Raw genomic sequence first — 23,768 nt, forward strand, 5'->3', positions numbered from 1 at the left:
ATACGTTATACCTTACTGGTCGGAACTCCTACTTTTTTAAGTAAATACACTTGCTCACCTTGTTATCCCTACGTAGAATCGCCCGCGTTTTGCTTTTTAGCAATTATAAAAATATGAACGAAAGTTCACAAAAATGGCCATTTATACGGCTATTTTTTTATTTAAAAGGACACCTAATGAATCACACATTTAATAAAACTCTTATTGCTTCACTTCTTAGCTTAGCTGCCGGCGGCGTATCGGCTTCTTTATTCCAACTTGCAGAAGTTTCAACGTCAGGACTCGGTATGGCGTACGCAGGTAATGCGGCGGTTGCGGACAATGCGTCCGTAGTGGCAAATAACCCGGCATTAATGACTAAATTACGCCAAGCACAAATATCAGCAGGCGGCGTATTAGTCGATACTGATATTATTATTTCAGGAACTAGTGCTTCAGGTAGCAATGCTTATGCAAGTAATGTCGTACCGACATCAGTTATTCCAAATGTTTATTTTGTTACGCCAATTAATGACAAATTTTCATTAGGTTTAGGTTATAACGTAAACTTTGGCTTAAGTTCAGAATATCCGGATGATTACAACGCAGGTTCAATAGGCGGTAAAACAGAACTACAAGCACATAACTTTAACGTAAGTGGTGCCTATGATTTAGGTCATGGATTTAGCTTTGGTGCGGGCGTGAATGCGATTTATTCAAAAGCAGAAGTTCGTCGTACTTTAGGTGATCAAAGTAAATCAATTGAAACCGCAAGAAAAGGGGCAGCCTTATTAAGCAGCCTGCCAGCTTCAATGACGTTATCTACTTTAGCTGCATCCATTCCTAATAATCCAAGATTACAAGCATTGGCAGCTGCAAATCCTGAAGCGGCGGCGACACTACAATCATTGGCGAAAAGTTCACCAAACACAACCGTATCACAAGCAGCTGCTGCATTAGCAGCAACAGCGAATAGTTTATCAGCAATGAATAAATCAACTGAGGTTGCGAGTATTAAAGGTGATGAATGGTCATTCGGTTGGAATGCAGGTTTAACTTATGATCTTAACGAAAATCATCGTTGGGGTTTAGCATATCATTCTGCTGTTGATGTAAAATTCAAAGGTAAATATCGTAACGGCTTAACTCAAGATATGAGAACAAGCAAAGGCACAACTTATGCGACAAATAACCAAGAATGGGATGGACGCTTAACTTTAAATCTGCCTGCTTATTGGGAACTTTCAGGTTGGCATAAACTAAGTGAGCGTGTAGCAATGCAATATAGTTGGAAACGTACTGAATGGTCACGCTTAAAAGCCTTAGATGCATACCATGATCTTGATGGTAAACATTTGTTCCATAAAACAGAGAACTTCCGTGATTCTAACCGATACTCATTAGGTTTCTCATTTATTGCAACGCCTGATCTAACATTACGTACAGGTATTGCGTATGACCGTAATGCAAGTGTAAATCACCCATCAATTTCAATTCCTGATACTAACCGTGTATGGTATTCAGTGGGGGCGACTTATCAAATTACACCAAATACTTCTATTGACGCAGCTTATGCACATTTACGTGGTACAAGCTTCAGTTTCAAAGAAGACGGTGCGGCATTTAAAACTAAAGCGCGCGGTCACCTCTATGGTTTAAATGTTAACTACAAATTCTAATTCCTAACTCAAAATAGGAAATTACGAATATGCAAAAGGCGTGTAAACTGATTACACCCTTTTTATTTACTTTAAGGAGAAACAATGAAATCTACAATTTACTATCAATATTACCATTCACCGGTCGGAAAGTTGTTATTGATTGCTAATGATAAGGGACTGATTGGTATTGAATTTGAACAAGAGCAACTCACTACAGATGCTCAAAAATGGCAAATAGCTACAGAAGAAAGCGGTCAAATTTTTGACATTTTTTGCAAAACACGCAATATTTTAGACCGCTATTTTTCCGGTGAGAAATTAGAGTTCCAGCATTTGGATTTTCTAGCACCGCAAGGTACCGAGTTTCAAAAATCCGTCTGGCAGATTTTATTAACCATTCCTTACGGCAAAACCACCAGTTACGGTGAAATCGCTCAACAACTTGGTAAACCGAATGCAATGCGAGCGGTAGGCGGTGCAGTCGGACGTAACCCTATTTCAATTATCGTGCCTTGTCATCGTGTATTAGGCAAAAGCCAAACGCTTACCGGCTTCGGCGGAGGATTACCGGCTAAACGCTATCTGCTGGCTCTCGAAGGAATTGATTTTAAAGATAAAGGGATTGAATTTGTCAATCCTAAACATAAAAAATGGGATAAAGCATAGATTCTTTATCCCTATTTGCTTAGTAATTTTCTTTTACCCAATTTTCCGCTAAAGCTAAATCCGTTTGCCATTGCTGCGCGATTTGGAATACCCATTGTGCGATATGCTGTTCCCAGACCTCTCCGTTATCCGTCTGGGCGAGTTGCGCAATTTCTTGTAAACGTTTTAAGCTGACAGAAGCTAATGCCCCTTTGATTTTATGCGCTTCATCCGCTGTAGATTTACGCATTTCCGGCGAATCGGTCGCCTGCCATTCGGTTAAATAATGCTGTAAATTAGCTAAATACTCCGGCATTAATTTAGCAAATAATGCAAAGTTGGCTAATACGGCTTTAGCTCCCATTACTTCAATAAATTCCGATAAAATTTTACGATCATAAGGCAAATTCAACGTTTCTTCGGTTTCGACAAGCGGTGCAATTTCAGCGGTTTTTTCCACAAAATCACTATTAAAATAGTGATTTAAACATTCGGATAACGCCTCTAACGAAAGCGGTTTACGCAATACGTCATCCATACCCTGTTGCTGATATTCTTCCTTGGTTTGCATAATATTCGCCGTCAATGCGACTAACAACGGTAGATAATCCACCTCTTCATTTTCGTAACGTTCACGCAATTGTTTGGCAATATCAAAACCGGTCATATCCGGCAATTGAATATCCAGTAAAATCAGGTCATAACTGTGTTGTGCAAATAATTCAAATGCTTGTGCGCCGGTCATTGCGACATCCACATCACAACCGAATTTTTCTAACATAGCGCGAGCGACAACCACATTCACTTCAATATCTTCCACCAGTAATACTTTTAGTGCGTGCGCATTAATTTTTACCGATTTTTCCGCTTCGACCGGATCAGCTTGAATAGTCAGCGTAAAAGTAGAACCTTTGCCCATTTCACTGTGTAGGGTTAAATCGCCGCCCATTAATTTAGCGATACGTTTGGAAATCGCCAAACCGATACCGCTTCCTTGCGCTTTTCTTTCTTGAGAGTTTTCCGCTTGATAAAACATTGCAAACACTTTGCGTTGTTCGTGTTTCGGAATACCGATTCCGGTATCTCTCAAACTAAAGCTAAAATGATCGTTATCAATTCGTTTTACACTTAAATAAATATCACCGCCTGCCGGAGTAAATTTGACCGCATTACTGACTAAATTCCACAATATTTGGCTTAAACGGGCGTTATCCACATAGATAAAATTCGGTAAATCATCCGAATAATCGATATGGAATTTAATTTTATTCTGTTCCGCCATCAGATTGCCGAAATTGCTAATATCGCTAATTAGTTGAGAAAACTCTATTTCCTTTCTAAACAATTCCACCCGACGACTGTCAATTTTTTCCAAATCAATAATATCGCTAAAGATATGTCCTAACGAAACCGCACTAATATTGATCGTTTTCAAATATTCACGTTGTTGTTCGGTCAATTCACCTTCCAACAAAATGCGACTTAGCCCGATAATACCGTTTAACGGGGTGCGTAATTCATGGCTAATCGTTGCCATTAACACGCTTTTATCACGGTTATTCTTTTCTAAAGTTGCATTTAAAAAAGCGTCTTGTTCCCGCAAAATACCGAGATCATAAACGCTCTGCTCAAGCTGGATTCTAGACTTTTCCAATTTCTCGACAATCAGATTGAAGAAATAAATGACAAAAGGTGCGGAAATCAATCCGAAAGAAATCGAACGTAAAATATCTTGCGCTAAAATACTGCCGGTAAAAAGATAAGTGAGAATACTTTGCGCCGCTATTGCAAAACTCGCTAACACAAAGAATCCTAATAATGCTGCCTTTCCTCTCCCTAAACGAAGTACCCAATTTACATAGCTTTGACTACATTGCTTTATTACCTTCATTTTTCCCCCTAAAAAGAAAATCCTTTCCATTGCTTAGCATAGAAAGGATTTATTATAGCTCAAACCGTATTCTTACGTTATTTCGATTATTGATTCAAATCGGATTATTTCCAATAAAATAAGCAGATAATTGCAATAATCGCCATAAATACGCCTAAGTAGTTAATTTTATTAATTTTTTCTTTAAAGACTAATGCACCGATAAATGTCCCTAAACAAATCACACCGAGGTTCATACCGGTAAACACTAAAGTCGGGTCATCTTTCATCACTTGGTGTGCTTTAATGTAAAATAAAATATTACAGAAATTCAATACCCCTAACACTAAGCCGACCACCACACTCGGCACCTGCCATTGCGTACGCTTCAGTAATAAATAAACAAACATTAAACAGCCGGCAAAAACAAAGGCGATAAACAATGTTACCGGAAAAGCCGAACCTGATTTAGCAATTTGCTTAAATAGCGTATCGGTCATGCCATAACCTAGCCACACACAAGCCAAGCTAATAATCGCAATTTTACCGCCTTTACCCATACCGTGATGGGTTTTCCACAGCAAACAACCGAGCGCAACAAAGGCTAATACTAAAGCGATTAATTTATTTTGGGTAATTTGTTCACCGAAAATGGTAAATGCCGCCAAAATCGGTAAAAACAGCGAAAGACGTTGGGCCGCATCGGTACGAATAATACCGGCAAATTCAAGTGATTTGGCTTGAATCAGGAAAATGGTTGGTAATAAGAAACCTAATGCAAAAAATAGATAAGACGAAGGGTTATTCGCTACAATATCAACCACGGTTTGCCCTTTAAAATCCGGATTCAGTAAAAAATAGGTCATCGAAGTCGTGACGATATAGTTCACTGCGATACTTTGATCAATGGCAATTTGCTTTTGACGCGCGACTTTAATCAACACCCCGACAGAGACGCTACATAAAATAGCGATCACAAGTTCTAACATGGAAATCTCCTGTATAAATAAAGGCAGGCATTCTACAAACTTCCTTATGAGATAGATAGATCAAGCGGTCGGATCTGTGCAAAATTTTGCAAAAATACGACCGCTTGTCATGAGTTATTTACGTTCGAATAAACGTCTTTCCGGACTTTCGATTTGTTCTACCAAAATCAAAATTGCCGCATCACCGCCCCACTCTCTTGGCGCTTGGTGTAAAGCGATGATTTTAGGGTGTTGCACCAACCAACGGGGAATTTGATCTTTCAAAGTGCGCGTACCAAAACCGGTCATAATGCTGGCACAATAAACTTGTTCTCTCTCGCACGCCAAAATCAGTGCCGCCAACTCTTTTTTTGCTTGTTCACGAGTTAAACCGTGTAAATCTAAAAAAAGCTCCGGCTGAAAATCGCCACGGCGTAATTGCTTTAAAATATACGGGTCAATATCCGCACGTAAATATTTGATTTTCTCATTTTCTTCTCGTAATAACGGCTCATATTCATCAGAGAAGAAAAATTCGGTGTCTTTTTGTTCTTGTAGCTCTCGTAACTCATTAACTTTTTTACGAGGCGCAGTTTTCGGTACAAAAGTGTCTTGTTTAATTTTTTTCGTGCCTTTTACCGCTTCTTGGAAAAGTGCAAAATCTTCGTTATCTAACATGCTTGTTTGTCCATTACTAAAAATTCCGCTTCCGGGAAATTGCGTTCAATATATTCTCTTAAATAATTTAGCGTACTTTGCTGAATAATTTCGTCTGTTGGCGGATAACTATTATAGATCAAACTGACTAACGGAATCTGTTTTTGTTGGCATGCCATTAAACTGAGCAAGGTGTGATTAATCGAACCTAATCTGCCGGAAGTCACTAAAATCAGCGGCAATTGCTGCTCCGCAATATAATCCAGTGTTGTATGTCGATTATCATAAGGCACAGCCAAACCGCCAGCCCCTTCTAACAAAACGTAATCATATTTTTCGGCTAATAATTGGCCGGCTTCGGCAATTTTGTGTGTATCAATAATGATATTTTCCATTTCCGCCGCTAAATGGGGCGAACAAGGATAGCGAAAAAGATAAGGACAAGTAATACCGTCTTTATCCTCTTGGGTTAACGGCATATTTTGCATCTGGCGATGGTGCAGAATATCACTGGAAACGCCTTCACAGCCGGTTTGAATCATTTTTTGCGTAATCACCGAATAACCCTGTTTCATCAAATGTTTAGCATAAAACCCGGTGGCGACCGTTTTGCCTATGTCGGTATCAATGCCCGATACAAAAATGATTTTGCCCATTATTTTTTCACTCCCAAAATAAAAATCGGCTCATAAGTCAAATAAACACCTTGTTCACAGCTAAATTGAGCTTGATATTGTTCACTAAATGCCATCAACTTTTTGCGTGTCCACGTTTGTGTACTAATTGCCGTTACCCCGGTTTTCCGCAGGTGTTGCAACACGGCAAGCGGTGAAGCAAAGGTTAAACGAATCTGCCGTTGCATAATCTGTAACTGGGTAAAGTCTTTACTTAACCAAAAATGCCAATCTTCTTGGCTTGGATAAGTCAGCCCAACACCCGTTAGTTGACGAATTTCCGCTAAATTTTCCGTTGTAAAACTATTAAATAGCAAAATACCATTCGACTGTAACAGATTCGCAGCTTGCGAAACAAAAGTTTGCGGTTGTTCAAACCACTGTACTGCGGACGCAGAACTGATCAAATCAAATTGCCCATCAAAGGCTAAATGTTCCGCATCGCCGGCTATAAATTTAAAGGAAACAAGCGGTCGATTTTCGCCAATTTTTTGCAAGACGCAATCTTGATAGACATCACTCAGATCGTTAATAACCAAATGTTCCACTTGATATTCACGCACTAAATGCTGAGTTAAATCACCCGTGCCACAACCGATTTCCAACACTCGCCGAAAACATTGTTTGTTCGTTTTGGCGAGCAAATTTACCAATTGTCGATTAATCTGTTGTTGAGCGATCGCATGCTCGTCATATTCCGTGATATGGGTTGCAAAACGTTGTGCAATCAATGGCTTATCTAACTTTGCCATAATTGCTCCCACTCAGAAAAATGTTGCCAGAGATAATGCTCACCTTTAGGCATTTGTGTCATACGCACATTTTTATCTTGCCAAAAAGCTAGCTGATTTTGTGCTGAAAAAATACGATCTTTCTCGCCAATAATGACATTCGTCCAATGTAGCTTCGGCGTAACAAGATTTGCCTCGATTGCCGTATTCAATACCTCAAGTTCATGATGAATTTCAGCAAGCGAACGCTGTTCGGGTAATGCGAGGTAAGCATTTAACAACTGTTTATCACCACAAATTCGGCGTTCAAACTTCAAGCGATTTTCTGTATTTAATGTTTGTAATGTGCCGTTAAATATCTGTAGCGGAATCCCCCATTCATCGTGTTTAGGAAAAGGCGTACCGTTAATCGCTATCGCAGAAGTCAAATTAATCTCCGGTAATACATTTTCCGCCACCCAAACGCCCATCGACCACGCCACTAAGCGGAGGGTTTGGTAACGGCTAAAATCAAAAGCAGGAAAGTTTAAATCTTGGTAATCATAACAAATCAATAAGTCATAACCGTTCGGCAACGCTAAATGTGAGACAACCGATGCCGGTGTGCCCCAACCGGCAAAATAAATAATCAAATTGGCTTGTTGAGTTGAAATTAATTTTGTTTTCACTTTTTCTCCTTATAAACAAGCAATTAAGCGATCTAATTCTTCGGTGGTTAAATCAGCGGTTAATGATAGGCGGATACGAGCCGTACCTTTCGGCACTGTCGGCGGGCGAATCGGCAAGCAATAAAAACCTTGTTGTTGCAATGTTTTGGCTTTTTGCACCGCTTGTTCGTTTTCACCCACTACAAACGGAATAATGCAACTTTGCGTTTGTAACGGATAACTATTTTTCTGCTGTACCGCTTGTTTTAGCTTCTCACTGAGCTGCGCTAAATGCTGTCGTTTAGGTTGAAATTCGGCTAACCGCTCAAATAGAAATGCCGTCCATGCGACATTTAGCGGCGGTAATGCAGTCGAAAAAATCAGCGGACGCATCGTGTTGATTAAGTAATCTTTAATCACTTGATCGCACACCAAATAAGCCCCCATCGAAGCCAATGCTTTACCGAAAGTGCCGACTAAAAAATCGATCTCTTCGATACAGTCTAATACTTCCGCCATGCCTAAGCCCTGTTCTCCGTATGCCCCGATTGCATGCGCTTCATCAACATACAGCATAATATGACACTGGCTGGCAAAGGCTTTTTTTAATGCCACGAGTTCAGCCAAAGGCGCAATATCGCCGTCCATACTAAAAATACTTTCGGTAACAATGATAATCCGCTCAAACTGTGCAGCATATTTACTGAGTAATTGAGTTAAATGTTCGAGGTTATTATGTTGATAGCGATAAAAAGACACACCGGCTAAACGGATCCCGTCAATCAAACTGGCGTGTACTAACTTATCGGCAAGAATTAGGGTATTTTTATCCGCTAACGCGGGCAAAATACCGATATTGGCATGATAACCACTGTTAAATAACAAAGCCGCTTCTCGCTGAAAACGGTTGGCAATCAGCTGCTCAAAATCTTGGTAAATCGGGAAATTACCGGTCAGTAGACGCGAAGAAGATGAGGTAAGCGGAGTAACAAGCGGTTCATTTTCACTGATTTTTTGCAAAAATTGTTTTTGTAAATACTGATCTGAAGCCAATCCCAAATAATCATTTGAAGAAAAATTTAGCATTCGACGATTATCGGCAATAATCCACTTTCCATCGTGTTGAATCGGTGGTAACACTCGCTTTAAACCGGCTTGCGTTAATTCCGCTAACTTTTGTTCGAATACATTCATAAAACCTCCGTGAAATATATGACGTTTTATTCGTTATAAGCTATTTTTAATACTTGCAATAAGGCGGTAGTGAGTTGGGTTAATTCCGCCTGACTAATAATAAACGGCGGCATAATGTAAACCAGTTTGCCAAAAGGGCGAACCCAAATGCCGTGTTCTACAAATAATTTTTGTAGTGATACCAAATCAACCGGCTGTTGCATTTCTAATACACCGATTGCGCCTAATACTCGTACTTCCGCTACCGATTTAAAGTGTTTTGCCGGTGCCAACTCATCTATTAATTGCCGTTCAATACGTTGAATATTGGCTTGCCAATCACTTTCTAATAATAAATTAATCGATTCATAAGCAATCGCACAGGCAAGCGGATTCGCCATAAATGTCGGGCCGTGCATAAAACATTTTGCTTCTCCCTCACAAATGACCGTTGCAACTTTTTCTGTCGTGACGGTTGCCGATAAAGTCAAATAACCGCCGGTTAGCGCTTTGCCCAAACAAATAATATCCGGTACCACCTCAGCGTGTTGCAACGCAAATAATTTCCCCGTACGTCCGAAACCGGTTGCAATTTCATCGAAAATTAACAGAATCCCGAAACGGTCGCATAACTCTCTTGCTTTTTGTAAATACACCGGCGAATAGAAATACATCCCACCTGCGCCCTGTACAACAGGTTCGAGAATTAATGCGACAATCTCATCGCCATGTTGTTCAAATAAATCTTGTAGTGGCAAAATCGCTTCATCTCGCCATGCTTCACCAAATTTCACACTCGGTTGCGGCAGAAAATATTGCACCGGTAAACTGGAATTGAATAAACCGTGCATCCCAGTAACGGGATCACAAACCGACATCGCATGCCAAGTATCACCATAATAACCGGAACGAATAGTGGCAAATTTAGTGCGTTTTTTAGCATTTTTTTGACCGCTTGCTTGCGCATATTGCAATGCCATCTTCATAGCGACTTCAACTGCTACCGAGCCGCTATCAGCAAAGAAAATTTTATTCAGCTCAGGCGGTAAGATTTCCAATAATGTTTGCGAAAGTTTAGCCGCCGGCTCGTGAGTCAAGCCACCAAACATGATATGGCTCATTTTGCTTAATTGTTCGGTTGCCGCCTGATTTAATCGAGGATGGTTATAGCCGTGTAATGCAGCCCACCATGAAGACATTCCGTCAATCAATTTTTTACCGTCTTTAAGTGTAATTATTACACCGTCAGCACGTTCTACCGGATAAGTGGGAATAGGATGAGTAATGGAAGAATAAGGATGCCAAATATGCTTTTGGTCTAGTTCGATAAGCTCGGTCGTTCTCATTTTTATTTCCTTTAATTTTGCGGAATTCTAGCGCAAAAAAGCATATCGGTATAGAATAAGCCTGCTTTAACTTATATAAAAGGGACAACTATGTTTGAACATAACTTAGAATTATTAGAAGAAATTAGCGAGTCATCCGCCGCAGATGATTTAAAGACAATTCAAGATATGATGCGTTGGGCATATAGCTATTTCAACGCTTCGGATCTTTATTATGGTCACGGATTAGATAATCCTTGGGACGAATCTCATCAATTGGTATTAAGTGCGTTAAATTTACCGATTGACGTGCCGGAAGCGATGTATTCCTCTAACCTGACCCGCATTGAAAAAGAACGTATTATCGAGATGGTGATTCAACGCCTAGGTATGCGTAAACCGGTGGCATATTTAACTAATTCCGCTTGGTTCTGCGGTGCAGAATACTATGTGGACGAACGTGTGATTGTGCCTCGTTCACCAATAGGCGAATTAATTCAACAAGGATTTACCGGCATTTTACGCGCCGAACCGAAACGTATTTTAGATATGTGTACCGGTAGCGGCTGTATTGCGATTGCCTGTGCAGAACGCTTCCCGCACGCAGAAGTTGATGCGGTCGATTTATCGCTTGATGCGTTAGACGTCGCACAAATTAATATCGAGCGTCATCAAGTTGCGCATCGCGTATTCCCAATTAGCTCAGACTTATTTACCGATATTCCGCAAGATAAATATGATCTAATCGTAACTAATCCGCCGTATGTGGATCAAGAAGATTTGGACGATATGCCGCAAGAATTCCACCACGAACCGGAATTAGCATTAGGGTCCGGTGCGGACGGTTTAGATATTACCAAACGTATTCTTGCCGAAGCACCGAATTATCTGGCGGATAACGGAGTGTTAGTGTGTGAAGTCGGCAACAGTATGGTGCATTTAATCGAACAATTCCCAAGCGTACCGTTCCATTGGGTTGAACTAAAAAATGGCGGACTCGGTGTATTTACCCTCACCAGAGAGGAATTAGTGAAACATCATCATTTATTCCAATAAATATAAAAAAGCGGTCATATTTCTTCCATTTTTTGCAAAATTTTGAAGAAATATGACCGCTTAACTTTATACGGAATTCGAATTAAATATATTCCACATTAATAATATCAAATTCTACTTTACCGCCCGGTGTTACGATGCTGACCGAATCGTCCACTTCTTTGCCGACTAAGCCGCGGGCAATCGGAGAATTGACCGAGATTAAGCCTTCTTTAATATTCGCTTCATCGTCACCGACAATACGGTAAGTCACTTCTTCATCGGTATCCGCATTCACTAAACTGACTGTCGCACCGAAAATCACTTTACCATTATTCGCCATTTTAGTTACGTCAATGATTTGCGCATTACCTAGCTTACCTTCGATTTCTTGAATACGACCTTCACAGAAACCTTGCTGTTCACGTGCCGCGTGGTATTCGGCATTTTCTTTTAAATCGCCGTGTTCACGCGCTTCTGCAATCGCATCAATAATTTGTGGGCGGCGAACATTTTTTAGAAATTCTAATTCTTCACGAAGCAATTCTGCTCCACGCACCGTCATAGGAATTTGTTTCATTATTTATCCTTTTCAAGTTTACTAAAATAGTTTAAAGGACTATTATTCAACGTCTTGTTAAAAATATCAACTCCCGAATTTATATGTTGTTAAAATCCGTTCGTTCATACATTCAAAATCTTTTACTGACGAGTATCTTTATTCCGAGTATTTCTTTTGCCGAAATAAACACCTCGGAGCTTCTCACCAATTTACCGGCAGGTGCCTCCGCCAGTTTTATTGCGAAAAACCTCGAAACCAATCAAATTATTACACAATATCAAAGTGATGTTTTTATGTTGCCGGCAAGTACACAAAAAGTATTTACTGCACTTGCCGCTAAATTGGTTTTACCGAATGATTTTCGCTTTCAAACGGCTTTATTAACGAACGGGAAAGTGGAAAACGGAATAATAAAAGGTGATTTAATCGCCAAATTCACAGGTGATCCGGATCTCACTAGCGGTCAGCTTTATCAGCTTATCGGACAATTAAAAAAACAAGGTATTGAAAAAATAGAAGGTAATTTAATTTTAGATACCTCTGTTTTTGCCAGCCACGATAAAGCGGCGGGGTGGATTTGGAATGATTTAACTATGTGCTTTAACGCTCCGCCTGCTGCCGTCAATGTGGATAATAACTGCTTTTATGTCAATTTAGACGCCAATCAAAAAGTCGGTGATTTTGCAAAAGTTAATGTTCCCGCCGCCTATCCGGTACAAGTATTTAGTTCGGCTTATATCGTCGATAAAGCGGAAGCCCCTTATTGCCAGCTAGATGTTGTTGTTAATGACAACAACCGCTATCAAATCAAAGGTTGTATGGCTCGCCAAGCAGAGCCTTTCGGGCTCAGTTTTTCGGTACAAGATCCAGCTACTTATGGCGCTAATTTAATCAAGGCGAATTTGAAACGTCTTGGTATTACCTTTGAAGGGAAAATTCAAGAACCGCTCAATGCGCAAAACGGTACTTTATTAGCCGAACATTGGTCTGTTCCGTTACCGGAACTATTGAAAAAAATGATGAAGAAATCCGATAATCAAATTGCGGACAGTCTATTTAGAAGCATTGCCAATAAACAACATAACCGCCCGGCTTCTTTTCCACTAGCAAGCCATGTAGTTCGAAATTTGTTAAAAAGCAAAGCAGGAATAAAATTCGATAACAGTGTGGTTGTAGATGGTTCAGGTTTATCTCGTCATAATCAAGTCAGTGCGGCAACCATGTTACAAGCATTGGAATATATTGCGAAAAATGAGCCACAGCTACAGTTATTCGAAACGTTTCCGATTGCAGGTGTAGACGGTACGATTTCCGGTAGGGGATCAATTTCCGTTGAACCGTTAGCGAAAAATCTAATCGCTAAAACCGGTTCTCTGAAAGGTGTATATAATCTGGCGGGCTTTATGAAAAACGCTCGAGGCGAGCGCATTGCTTTTGTGCAATTTGTAAACGGCTATTCAACCGGAGAACTTGAAAGCAAAACTAAACGAGCGCCGTTAGTGAATTTTGAAAATAAATTTTATATGGCACTCTATAATGAATAATAACAAAAAGGCACTCCTCATGAGTGCCTTTTCTTTAAGCAATTAAATCCTGATGATTTCTTCGCATTTTGACTTCTACATAACTACAACTCGGCTTGATTTTTAGCCCTTTTTCTTGAGCAAATGTAATCAATGCGGCATAAAGCTCGCCGGCAATCCCCTTTCCTTGAAAAGCTTCATCCACTTTGGTGGTATAAGCGTCAATCACATTATCTTTAATATAACGATAACGTAATTTTCCGGCTTTAATTCCTTCCTCGTTTAGATAGCTAAACTCAAAATTATCTAAATCATGTTTGATCATAACGCCTCCTATATTTTTGCATTCTACACTTCTTTCCACCTCCTGCAAGCGGTCATTTTTGTGAAAAACTTTGCAAATTAGACCGCTTACTAATGAAAAAAGCAAACGTTTGCGTTATAATAAAAAAGTATTTTATTTAACATTCATTTTAAGGAACTTAGAAAAATGGCGATTCAACAGGCGTTATTAAGTGTGTCTGACAAAAAAGGTATTGTAGAATTTGCACAAGGGCTAGTAGCTCGCGGTGTGAAATTACTTTCGACAGGCGGTACGGCAAAGCTGTTAGCTGAAGCTAGCTTACCGGTCACGGAAGTATCAGATTACACCGGCTTCCCTGAAATGATGGACGGTCGCGTAAAAACCCTGCATCCGAAAGTACACGGCGGTATTCTTGGTCGCCGCGGTACGGATGATGAAGTGATGAACCAACACGGTATCGAACGTATTGATATGGTAGTGGTGAACTTATACCCGTTTGCGGCAACCGTTGCGAATCCAAATTGCACCTTAGCGGATGCAATTGAAAATATTGATATCGGCGGCCCGACCATGGTGCGTTCTGCAGCGAAAAACCATAAAGATGTGGCGATCGTGGTAAATAATAACGATTTTGATGCAATTCTTGCCGAAATGGATCAAAACCAAAACGAATTAACCCTTGAAACGCGTTTCAACCTTGCAATTAAAGCATTCGAACATACTGCACAATATGATTCAATGATTGCGAACTACTTCGGTAAACTTGTTCCGCCATACCAAGGTGCAGAGGAAGAAGATTTAACGCAAGTCTGCGGTCAATTCCCCCGTACCTTAAACCTAAATTTCGTACGCAAACAAACCATGCGTTACGGTGAAAACTCACATCAAAATGCAGCTTTCTATGTTGAAAACGAAGTGAAAGAAGCTTCTGTTTCAACTGCAAAACAATTACAAGGTAAAGCACTTTCTTATAACAATATTGCGGATACCGATGCGGCACTTGAGTGTGTAAAAGAATTTGCAGAACCGGCTTGCGTGATTGTAAAACACGCTAACCCTTGCGGTGTTGCATTAGGTAAAGACATTTTAGAAGCTTATAACCGTGCTTACCAAACCGACCCGACATCTGCATTCGGCGGTATTATTGCTTTTAACCGTGGGTTAGACGGTGAAACGGCACAAACGATCGCAGATCGCCAATTTGTGGAAGTGATTATCGCGCCAACCGTTTCAGAAGCGGCAAAAGCAGCGCTTGCGAAAAAGAAAAATGTACGTGTATTAGAATGTGGTGAATTTACTCAAGCACAAAAACGTTTAGATTTCAAACGTGTAAACGGCGGTTTATTAGTGCAAGATGCGGATCAAGGTTCGGTTTCAATTGACGATTTACAAGTAGTATCCGAACGTAAACCAAGCAAAGAAGAGCTTGAAGACTTATTATTCTGCTGGAAAGTGGCAAAATATGTGAAATCAAATGCGATTGTCTATGCGAAAAACGGCCAAACAATCGGTATCGGCGCAGGACAAATGAGCCGAGTATATTCAGCGAAAATTGCCGGTATTAAAGCAGAAGACGAAGGCTTACAAGTTGCAGGTTGTGTAATGGCTTCAGATGCGTTCTTCCCATTCCGTGACGGTATTGATGCTGCAGCTAAAGTCGGCATCACTTGCGTAATCCACCCGGGCGGCTCAATGCGAGATCAAGAAGTGATTGATGCGGCTAACGAACATGGCATGGCAATGGTCTTAACCGGTATGCGTCATTTCCGCCACTAATTGCTATTAAAACAAGCGGTCAAATCCTAATAAAAGTTTGCACATTGCAAAAGATTTTAGGAATTTGACCGCTTGGAAATAAAGTTATTTTACATAGTTTGGCTATACCCGATACAGACTAATTTATAACAGACAATGTACCGATAGCATATTATCTAGAGAACTCTTTGTAAGCATTACAAACATCTTCTAGCCTATAACAATAGGCACTAAATAATTTAGTTTTAAAAATAAAACCTTTCTCATATAAACATTTCCCTTCCTTTTTCCGTATATTTACCAACTCATCAAGATATTCTGTATCCAAACGATCCAGATATGCATACCTTCCAAGTATACTAAATGTAGCATCTCTTGCACATTGAGAATATAAACTATCAGGAACCTCTTCTCCTGTTACTTTATGAATCCATTTAGCATCACTATTCGGTATTGAATATAAAGGAACAAATGCACATGATGAAATAAAGAAAAAAAATAAAATAGTTATGTATTTCATAATTACTTCTCTTCTGATTTATTAAATTTTCTATTAAAATCAGTAGGGTAAATACCTTGTATAATTTTTTCTGTTTTTATCCATTTTTTCTCTTTTTCTCCATCCTCTTTAAATTTATAAATATACTTCAAATTATTAATATTTTGATTAGCCTCTGAATGAGCTTCACCGAATCCTAATCCCTCCGCTTGTCTTGCATTAGGATTATTACCAATAAATAAGCCTCTTAATCCAGAATAAACAAAATCCCCTTTTGCACCATGGTATTCGGTACTAACACCTTTAAATACGCCTTTCGCTTGTTTATGTATTTCAGATGAAGGATATGAACCTCCTAAATGTGAGAAATTAATATGTGTATGATCATATTTATTATCTAAATATTCCGACCAGTTCAACATATTTTTATTTTCTGAAACACCTAAACTATGCGCAACATTATTCACATCTATTGTTCTTTTACCTTGAGCCATTTGATAAGCATTGTATTCATCTAATTTTTTATTGATTTGCGCATGATCTCTTGTTGCATTGGATGCCCCAAAAACCTCCGGTATATTTGCCCATGCTCTAAAACGTTCAAAACCCGTAAATAAAAACTCATTGACTATGCCTGCACTTCCTCGATTTAAAATGACAGGAGTTTCCTCAAGAGAAGAAAGCGTCTTACTATATAAAATAGCACTGGATACTTTCTCTTTTCGTTCTAAATTTAGCATTCCGGCAGTAGCGACATTACTTAATAATTTAGCTTGTTCGTCCGTTAAAATTTGATCGCTATAAATAATTCCTTTTAAAGTCTGAGAATTATCTTTAAAACTTCCATCATCAAATCCTAAACAGGATATATGGTTACAGTTTTTATTTTTAACTTCATCCTGAATAGAAAACAGAGAATCTTCATTTCTTTCCATTTGATAATACATACGATCACCTCGATCACTTAGATTTTTCACAAAATCCGTAGCGATTGTTAAGTCTCTTACCAAATCGGATTTCACTTGTTCAATATCAGTTTTAGTAACAGCTTGATGAATATTGGCTTTCTTTATTAATTTAACCGTTTCTTCCGTTGTTTTACCGGTAAGAGCTTTTTGTACTTCCGAATCCCGGATTTGAATATTTGCCGTATTAATAAAACTGGTCGTTATTCCACTTTGGTGACCACTATCACGTACTTGTCCTAAAAACGCCGTTGCTAATCCTTTAGCCATTCCCCAGTTACCTTGTGAACCGATTCCTGCGATACCACCAAACTCTACTTTAGATGAACCGTCCGTATGATTTTGACCGATTTGTTGCAACTTCATACCTCCAACTTCCTTCGATGTATCTCCACCACCTATACTAAAGCCTCCATTTAAACCAAAGCCTTTTGCAAAATAACTTGATTGATTTTGAATCTCCTGATGAGTCAATACCCCCGTACTAAATCGGTTATATCCTGCTGCTTCAGCTTTTTCAGTCGAAGTTATTACTGCACCTTTTAAATCGGTGTGTTTACGAATATTGATGTCATAACCGTTATCGCCCGCAAAAAGTCCTGATTGTTCATTGATATTAGAAAAATCCGCATTCATTTTTGATTGATTATAACTACCATTTGCAGAGAAACCGTAACCGGCTGTTATCCTACCCTCTGCGGTCATTTGCTTGCTACGGTATGTCATTAGATCTTGCAGACTTTCAATATTAAGATTTTCAGCGGATACTTCTACTCTATTACCGAGAACTTGCGCCCCTTTTAGATTCGTATCATGACCGCTTTCTATCTTAGTCAGGCTTTCTTTATTACCGATATGACTATGTAGCCAAGTAGCTTCATTACGGTTACCATAACCTTTCCCATAATTTGCACCTGCAGTGATCCCAAATGCAAAGTCTCCATTTCCATAACTTGCCGCTATACCCGCATTAAAACCGCTTGATTTATTTGTACTTCTTTCTTTATGTCCTTGTTTGAACGCCAGTAAATTTACATCTCCATCCGCCTTAAAAGATGTACCTTTTTTACCACTAATCTCGGAACCAACTACCGTTATAGTTGAATTATCATTATCTCCAATAGCGGTAATACTAATTTTACTACCGGCATTTATTCGGCTTGATTCTCCTTTGCTCCCTTCCGATTGCTGAGTTTGAGCCTGTTTTTGATTCGCATAGGCAACGGAAATACTTGCTCCTTCAGAAACACCTTTTGCAAGATTTTTTGCACCGTCAATATTTTGCATTACGTCGATAATTTGTTCGGCCGAGTTCATTGCATCAAATGCAACATTTGCTGTAGCCATAGCGTTAATGCGATTATTTTTACTCTCTCCCACTTTTTGAACCGTATTTGCAAGATTTAGCGCAGATTGAACCGCTTGTACTACCGGGAGATTTATTGCAACCGTTACCCCTTTCTGTTCGGCGGTACGTTTATAATGACTTTCATAATCAGAACGGGCCGCTTCTATTCGCGCACTTTTTGCCTGAATATCAATGTTACCGTCACGTGAGATCACAACACTTCCCGTTTGTTGGTAATGATTGCCAGCAAGAATCTTGCTATCTCCGTTTAAACTACCGACTTGGCTACGTACCGCACTTTGTTGGGTTCTGTCTTGTTCTACTTGTTCTTTCTTTGCACCGAGCGTAAAACCGATACCGCCTGTTCCCATTAAGCCTGATTTTTTACGTTCCGTTTTTTCATCTCGGAAGTACGTATTTTTATCCGCTAAAATCGAAATATCCTGTTTTGCCGCTATCGTTAAATCATTCTCGGCAACTGCAGCCGAACCTTTTATACTTATATTTCCTTGTTCTGCAATCAGAGAGACGTTTTTACCGTCAAGATTACTTCCTACGGCTTCGCTAATATTATGTACATAACGCTGTTTTTCCGTTGTTTTGTTTAAAAAACCTCGTCGAGTTGATTTAACTGCACTAGCCAGCCGTTCTTCCGTTCTGCCGGCTTCCACTTTAATATCGCCTTGCTTAGCGGCTACGGTTACATTTCCGTTTGGGCTCGTTATCTCCGCCTGTCTTAATATCACCTCATTTTCCGCAATCAACGTAACACCGTTATTGCCTTTAAGGCGGCTACCTATTTCGGATTTTTGATCTAAACGGTAATAGTTATCCGCATTTCCGTTGTAATGTTCCTTATTTTTTATATTGGCGGTCGTGATATTTAGTTCTTTTGCTTCTGCAGCAATGGTACCTTTACTGGTAATATCTGCGGCTTTTAAGGTTATATCACCGTCACTCTGTAATATTAATCGTCCGTTTTCACCTGTTACGCTAACCGTTGCAGTTTTATCCAATGAGGTACGTTCAATGTTCCCATATTTACTTTTCGTATCCGAAAGCGTACCGGTAATTTCTAATTTTTTATTGGCAGATAATCGTAAAAAATCGACCGCTTCAATTTTCCCTGCTAAATTCACTAAGCTTTGTTTTGCAGATAAATCAATCCTATTACCTAAGATTGTCCCGCTATTTTTAAGACTTTCGGTATTAAAATATGTTAAATCTCTTCCCGCTATTACCCCATTATTATGTAATGAAGCCGTATTTCCTCTAATTTCTTTCGCCGAAATAACTGTGCCATGAGCAGTAATATCGCTATCTTTAGCTAATAAATAGACTTGAGGAACAAGTGCGGAGACCCTATGTCCATCAGCAAGCGTGATATCTTTATTTACCAGCCAAACCATATCCGTAGTTAATTTTGACATTTGTGCTGCGGTTAAACCTATCCCGACTTTTAAATTAAACTTTTTAGCGTACTTCGCACCGTTTGCCATAAGTGCTTTATATTGTTCGATGTCATTCTCATATCCGTCAAGATAACGGCGTCCGGTTAATTGATAAATCTGTTCATTCACTAAACGCTGCTCATAAAAGCCATCACCTAATCGTTTAAGTAAATGCTCTCCGTTATTACCTAATCGTTCAAACAAATAATTGCTACTTAGTTGTCCGGTTCTATTAATAAATCGCGGATCCGTTTCAACAATGTAACCTTGTTTAGCTTTCGGGTTAATTGTATAAAGGCTAGCATTAGGCAAAGTAATATCCGCTAAATGTGTTTTAATTGAAGCCGGAGGATTTGTCTGATTAGATTTATCTTCACCAAGCGCAATCTTAGGCATAGTATTTAACCGAATATTATCCGCTGGAGATTGTGCGGCAATATCCGAATGAGGTATCGGCGATAGCTTTGTACCGATAGTATTGAGTGCAAGCGTTAATCTGCTTGTATTTGAAGTATATTCATCAAGAGGATGTCTAACTTTCTCATCGAAAAAGTTTTTATGATGTCTGCGCTTACCCGATCTACGTCGATCTTGTTGATAACGATAGAAATCGCCTGATTTACGCTCGGTAAGCGACACGGTAAGATCTTTATTTTCTAAAATACCGTTTTCGGTCTGAATAGTCTCCTTACTATGGTTAATTTCTTGTTCATTAAAATATAACTTATCTCCAATCAGCAGCTTACTATATTGATTTAATACGTGTTGGCTATTAAGTGCCAAATTTCCACCTACTAAAAACTCTGCCGGTGACTCATCATAACTTTCTGCGATTTCTTTTATTTGAGTGAATTTCTTACGTTGCCAGAGTTCGCCTTTCTGAGCGACAATATCTTGTTTATTAGGATCATAGAAGTCAAAGGTCGCACTCTTATGACGTTGTCCGTTTGCATGATCAATTAAACCATCGACACCGACTCGATACCATCTTTCTACTTTTTTAGTAATAGGATCTTCTTTTCCGTAAAGGTCAAATTCTTCTTTTTCTTCACGTATTCTGGTTTTTACATGGGTATCTCGGTTAATAAACTTTTTAGTACTAACTCTCGCATTACCTAAAAACTCAATTGTCGCACTATTATTTTCAATCAATGCCGCTTTACCGATTGCCTGATTATTCTTATCAAGATCATTACTGATATAAGCTTCCCCCAAAGAAAGAAGTAATGATTTATCGCTATTGATAAACTTATTTACCTCTAAATCTAAGCGGTTTCTGGTGGCGATCGTACCTGATTTTATTTCTCCGTCCGCCTTTTCGCTCAAATTTTTAATAATATTCGATTTAAAAGCGAGATAATCGGCATAAATTCTACCCGTACCTATATTGGTCACTTCATCACTTTTAATTAAAGTGTTATGACCGTCAATTAATCCTCTATTTATCAAATTTTTTGAAACTAATGTGGTTTCCTTCGATGATACTTCTGCATTTTTATTATTTTGGATTGTTTGTGCAGATATACTTGCTTGGTTATTCACGATCAGTTTCGTATTGTTTTCAAAATTTCCTTCCGTTTTAAAGCTGAAGTTATTACCGACTTCAAAAGCTTTATTTAGAACGAAGCTGTCTTTCAAGGAAATGAAAAGATCTCCGGCAGTTTTTATTGAACCTTCTTCGGAAGCAAGATTTTTTGCCTGAAGCATTATACGCTTACCGGCTTGAAATAAACCTTCTCGGTTATTTACAACTAACTTTCCGCTTTTATCTTTTATATCGAGCGATTCTAATGTTAGCAGTTCTCCTTGATGATTATCCAAGCGGGTTTTACCGATTACAGTCACAATCTTACCGCTATACACACCGCCTTGGCGATTATCCAAATTATCAACATCCAGCGTCATTGTATTCGCCAGAATTCCCTGAACAGGCTTTATATCTTTTGCTTTGGTAGCTTGGTTATTGAGCTGTTTACTATTTAACACCAATGAATCAGTAGCTAAAATTAAAGAACCTTTATCGGAAACCGCATTATTATTTATTTCGGCAATGTCTAATTTGGCGTTTTTACTACGAACAACACCGGCTTGATTATCCAACCGAGTTGCCGATAATCTCATGTCTTCCGTACTTTCTATTATTCCTTGCTGATTGTTGATCTTATCCGCAGTAATGTTTAACCACCGTTCTGAAAAAAGAATCCCCTTGTTATTATTAACTTGTTCCGTCTCAATCTTAAAACGACCTTGTGTTTTTATAACACCGCCTTGGTTATTAATTGATTTAGCTTTTAATGTAAAATCTTGTTCACCGGTCTGTTCCCAAACCGCATTTCGAGTGTTTAAGTCGGTTTGTGCCGTTTGAATATGTTTCGCACTTAAATGACTATTTGCGGTAGATAAAATTTTAGGCGTACTTAAACGTAGCGTATCTTTTGCACTGATATTGGCTTGATTCGCTTGAATATCACCCTGTTTAACATTGATATTGATACGATTTGCGCTGGTTTGGCTTTTATCCAAATTTGCTTTGCTCGCCTTGATTTGTAATGTACCGCTTGCAATATTTTTACCGTTTAACACCGCTTGTTGTCGTGTGACAATGTGAATGTCTTTACCGTTATCCGCTTGTGGTGAGAGTTGGCGAGTTTCACCTTGTTTCGTATTTTGAATATTAATTCCGGCGGCAATAAGCGAAGATTCTGCGGCTGTAACATCATCGGCATTAAAGTTGATGTTCCCTCCGGCAACCGTTTCACCGGTTTGGCGAATGCCTTGTTCTGCTCGTTGTCGAATATCTCCTTGGCGGGTAACGATTGATCCGTCTTGTTTGATATCCGCACGGCTGTTTAGGATGATATTACCGTATTTAGTTTCAATTCTTCCTTGATTCTCAATGCCTTGTTTAGCATTTAGCTCAAGATGGTCATTACCGTTAATAATACCCTTATTCACAATTCGTCCTTGCGAATCGATTTTAACATTGTCGCTACTTGCACCGATATGTCCGGTGTTACGTACGCCTAAACCTTGTTCCGTACCGATAAGATGAACCTTTCCGGCATACATTCCGCCAAGCGCACTGACATCGAGCGCATACTTCGGAACATCGTGTTCTTCTAACGTTTTGGTCGTGACCGTATTAATGATTTGTAAATCATTTTCCTTATTGGATGTACTACGGACTTTCACGGTATTTTTACCGGTAATTGCCATGAGTTTTTTCTTACTCCATACACCGGCATTAATTTCGGCTTCTTTAGCAATAATATCGGTATAATCCACCCGGCTGTTGTCTAGGCCTGTACCACTGACTTTCACTCTGCCTTTTTCAACGATAAAACTTTCCAGACTACCGCTTTCAATTTGTGGTTTAGCCGTAGTTAATGTCGCACCGCTCGCATTGATAATACCGCAACCCTCGCAATGCAAACCGCTGGGATTGGCAATGATAACGTCCGCTTTTTTACCGGCAACTTCAATATAGCCTTTTAAGATACTCGGGTCGTTTGAATTGACTTCATTTAAAATCACCTTTGCTTCACCGCGTGCCAAATAAGGATTAGCTTGGATAGTGCCTTCCAACTGCGTTTGGGTTTGAGTACGACTGTTATTTAAAATCGCTCCTTTAGTATCTACGTCAAATTTACTGTATTTGTTATGTGAAAGCCCTTTATCATTCGGTGTTTGAATATTCACTTGCGGTAAGCCGTTAGGTGTTTTTAATACGATAGGCTGCTCATTTTTCTGTGCGCTTTTATCCGCTTGAATCATAAGTTCCGCCAACGCATTTTGTGAGATTCCGACAACACCCCACGCACAAAATAAGTAAAAAGTAAGCGGTCTAATTTTGCAAATTTTCTGCAAAAAATTACCGCTTGTCATACCGGATTCATTTGTTTTTCCTGTTGTTCTGGCTAATTCGGATACCACAACAAGACGTTGTAATGTTTTACTGAAAATAACTCGGAAAGATTTCTTATTCATAATGTAATT

Annotated in this window: 17 protein-coding genes; 5 read left to right on the forward strand and 12 right to left on the reverse strand. The window is 39.3% G+C overall.

Annotated features, from left to right (window positions below; genetic code table 11):
• The first annotated feature begins 176 nt into the window (after positions 1–176).
• Together NYR63_RS05005 and NYR63_RS05010 are read left to right on the forward strand one after the other, a co-directional pair.
• Positions 177–1,658 (forward strand): outer membrane protein transport protein, encoded by a 1,482-nt coding sequence (locus NYR63_RS05005; protein ID WP_279458458.1) that lies wholly within the window; start codon positions 177–179, stop codon positions 1,656–1,658.
• Between the two features lie 84 nt (positions 1,659–1,742).
• Positions 1,743–2,306 (forward strand): methylated-DNA--[protein]-cysteine S-methyltransferase, encoded by a 564-nt coding sequence (locus NYR63_RS05010; RefSeq protein WP_279458459.1) that lies wholly within the window; start codon positions 1,743–1,745, stop codon positions 2,304–2,306.
• A 19-nt stretch (positions 2,307–2,325) separates the two neighbouring features.
• Here NYR63_RS05010 and NYR63_RS05015 read toward each other — a convergent pair whose 3' ends face one another.
• The 8 genes from NYR63_RS05015 to bioA form a co-directional block, all read right to left on the reverse strand.
• On the reverse strand, positions 2,326–4,176 hold the full coding sequence (locus tag NYR63_RS05015; protein WP_279458460.1) for an ATP-binding protein: 1,851 nt from the start codon (positions 4,174–4,176) through the stop codon (positions 2,326–2,328).
• 104 nt (positions 4,177–4,280) lie between these two features.
• On the reverse strand, positions 4,281–5,144 hold the full coding sequence (locus NYR63_RS05020; protein WP_279458461.1) for an EamA/RhaT family transporter: 864 nt from the start codon (positions 5,142–5,144) through the stop codon (positions 4,281–4,283).
• A gap of 114 nt (positions 5,145–5,258) precedes the next feature.
• Complete coding sequence (smrB, locus tag NYR63_RS05025) at positions 5,259–5,801, reverse strand: endonuclease SmrB (protein ID WP_005597623.1); 543 nt, start codon at positions 5,799–5,801, stop codon at positions 5,259–5,261.
• Positions 5,795–6,436 carry a dethiobiotin synthase gene (bioD, locus tag NYR63_RS05030; protein WP_279458462.1) on the reverse strand — a complete coding sequence of 214 codons (642 nt, stop codon included), beginning with the start codon at positions 6,434–6,436 and terminating at the stop codon, positions 5,795–5,797. The genes smrB and bioD overlap by 7 nt, the downstream gene beginning before the upstream one ends.
• Complete coding sequence (bioC, locus tag NYR63_RS05035) at positions 6,436–7,206, reverse strand: malonyl-ACP O-methyltransferase BioC (RefSeq protein ID WP_039196386.1); 771 nt, start codon at positions 7,204–7,206, stop codon at positions 6,436–6,438. Before bioC ends, bioD begins: the two co-directional genes overlap by 1 nt.
• Positions 7,194–7,853, reverse strand: a complete 660-nt coding sequence (locus NYR63_RS05040; protein WP_279458463.1) for a DUF452 family protein — start codon at positions 7,851–7,853, stop codon at positions 7,194–7,196. Before NYR63_RS05040 ends, bioC begins: the two co-directional genes overlap by 13 nt.
• Before the next feature lie 9 nt (positions 7,854–7,862).
• Positions 7,863–9,026, reverse strand: a complete 1,164-nt coding sequence (locus tag NYR63_RS05045) for an 8-amino-7-oxononanoate synthase (protein ID WP_279458464.1) — start codon at positions 9,024–9,026, stop codon at positions 7,863–7,865.
• Positions 9,027–9,052: 26 nt separating this feature from the next.
• The gene (bioA, locus tag NYR63_RS05050) at positions 9,053–10,351 is read right to left on the reverse strand and encodes an adenosylmethionine--8-amino-7-oxononanoate transaminase (RefSeq protein WP_279458465.1); all 1,299 of its coding nucleotides are present in this window, start codon (positions 10,349–10,351) and stop codon (positions 9,053–9,055) included.
• A 90-nt stretch (positions 10,352–10,441) separates the two neighbouring features.
• On the opposite strand from bioA, the gene prmB reads away from it, so the two are divergent.
• Positions 10,442–11,386, forward strand: coding sequence for a 50S ribosomal protein L3 N(5)-glutamine methyltransferase (gene prmB, locus NYR63_RS05055; RefSeq protein ID WP_279458466.1), 945 nt, complete (start codon positions 10,442–10,444; stop codon positions 11,384–11,386).
• 82 nt (positions 11,387–11,468) lie between these two features.
• Here prmB and greA read toward each other — a convergent pair whose 3' ends face one another.
• Complete coding sequence (greA, locus tag NYR63_RS05060; protein ID WP_005597638.1) at positions 11,469–11,945, reverse strand: transcription elongation factor GreA; 477 nt, start codon at positions 11,943–11,945, stop codon at positions 11,469–11,471.
• Positions 11,946–12,028: 83 nt separating this feature from the next.
• Here greA and dacB point away from each other — a divergent pair, with 83 nt between their 5' ends.
• Positions 12,029–13,471, forward strand: a complete 1,443-nt coding sequence (gene dacB, locus NYR63_RS05065; RefSeq protein ID WP_279458467.1) for a serine-type D-Ala-D-Ala carboxypeptidase — start codon at positions 12,029–12,031, stop codon at positions 13,469–13,471.
• A gap of 34 nt (positions 13,472–13,505) precedes the next feature.
• Here the strand turns inward: dacB and NYR63_RS05070 are convergent, their stop codons facing one another.
• Positions 13,506–13,775, reverse strand: a complete 270-nt coding sequence (locus NYR63_RS05070) for a GNAT family N-acetyltransferase (protein ID WP_279458468.1) — start codon at positions 13,773–13,775, stop codon at positions 13,506–13,508.
• Positions 13,776–13,940: 165 nt separating this feature from the next.
• Here NYR63_RS05070 and purH point away from each other — a divergent pair, with 165 nt between their 5' ends.
• Positions 13,941–15,530: a bifunctional phosphoribosylaminoimidazolecarboxamide formyltransferase/IMP cyclohydrolase gene (purH, locus tag NYR63_RS05075; protein WP_279458469.1), complete on the forward strand. Its 1,590-nt coding sequence runs from the start codon at positions 13,941–13,943 to the stop codon at positions 15,528–15,530.
• 151 nt (positions 15,531–15,681) lie between these two features.
• Here purH and NYR63_RS05080 read toward each other — a convergent pair whose 3' ends face one another.
• Complete coding sequence (locus tag NYR63_RS05080) at positions 15,682–16,029, reverse strand: hypothetical protein (RefSeq protein ID WP_279458470.1); 348 nt, start codon at positions 16,027–16,029, stop codon at positions 15,682–15,684.
• 2 nt (positions 16,030–16,031) lie between these two features.
• Complete coding sequence (locus tag NYR63_RS05085; RefSeq protein ID WP_279458471.1) at positions 16,032–23,759, reverse strand: hemagglutinin repeat-containing protein; 7,728 nt, start codon at positions 23,757–23,759, stop codon at positions 16,032–16,034.
• Positions 23,760–23,768 lie beyond the last annotated feature (9 nt).

It is taken from the genome of Actinobacillus genomosp. 1 (assembly GCF_029774175.1).
Taxonomy (GTDB): Bacteria; Pseudomonadota; Gammaproteobacteria; order Enterobacterales; family Pasteurellaceae; genus Actinobacillus.

Excerpts from the sequence above, each read along its gene's own strand:
- NYR63_RS05005 (WP_279458458.1), top strand. The coding sequence starts at position 177 with ATGAATCACACATTTAATAAAACTCTTATTGCTTCACTTCTTAGCTTA.
- NYR63_RS05010 (WP_279458459.1), top strand. The coding sequence starts at position 1,743 with ATGAAATCTACAATTTACTATCAATATTACCATTCACCGGTCGGAAAG.
- NYR63_RS05015 (WP_279458460.1), bottom strand. The coding sequence starts at position 4,176 with ATGAAGGTAATAAAGCAATGTAGTCAAAGCTATGTAAATTGGGTACTT.
- NYR63_RS05020 (WP_279458461.1), bottom strand. The coding sequence starts at position 5,144 with ATGTTAGAACTTGTGATCGCTATTTTATGTAGCGTCTCTGTCGGGGTG.
- smrB (WP_005597623.1), bottom strand. The coding sequence starts at position 5,801 with ATGTTAGATAACGAAGATTTTGCACTTTTCCAAGAAGCGGTAAAAGGC.
- bioD (WP_279458462.1), bottom strand. The coding sequence starts at position 6,436 with ATGGGCAAAATCATTTTTGTATCGGGCATTGATACCGACATAGGCAAA.
- bioC (WP_039196386.1), bottom strand. The coding sequence starts at position 7,206 with ATGGCAAAGTTAGATAAGCCATTGATTGCACAACGTTTTGCAACCCAT.
- NYR63_RS05045 (WP_279458464.1), bottom strand. The coding sequence starts at position 9,026 with ATGAATGTATTCGAACAAAAGTTAGCGGAATTAACGCAAGCCGGTTTA.
- bioA (WP_279458465.1), bottom strand. The coding sequence starts at position 10,351 with ATGAGAACGACCGAGCTTATCGAACTAGACCAAAAGCATATTTGGCAT.
- prmB (WP_279458466.1), top strand. The coding sequence starts at position 10,442 with ATGTTTGAACATAACTTAGAATTATTAGAAGAAATTAGCGAGTCATCC.
- greA (WP_005597638.1), bottom strand. The coding sequence starts at position 11,945 with ATGAAACAAATTCCTATGACGGTGCGTGGAGCAGAATTGCTTCGTGAA.
- dacB (WP_279458467.1), top strand. The coding sequence starts at position 12,029 with ATGTTGTTAAAATCCGTTCGTTCATACATTCAAAATCTTTTACTGACG.
- NYR63_RS05070 (WP_279458468.1), bottom strand. The coding sequence starts at position 13,775 with ATGATCAAACATGATTTAGATAATTTTGAGTTTAGCTATCTAAACGAG.
- purH (WP_279458469.1), top strand. The coding sequence starts at position 13,941 with ATGGCGATTCAACAGGCGTTATTAAGTGTGTCTGACAAAAAAGGTATT.
- NYR63_RS05080 (WP_279458470.1), bottom strand. The coding sequence starts at position 16,029 with ATGAAATACATAACTATTTTATTTTTTTTCTTTATTTCATCATGTGCA.
- NYR63_RS05085 (WP_279458471.1), bottom strand. The coding sequence starts at position 23,759 with ATGAATAAGAAATCTTTCCGAGTTATTTTCAGTAAAACATTACAACGT.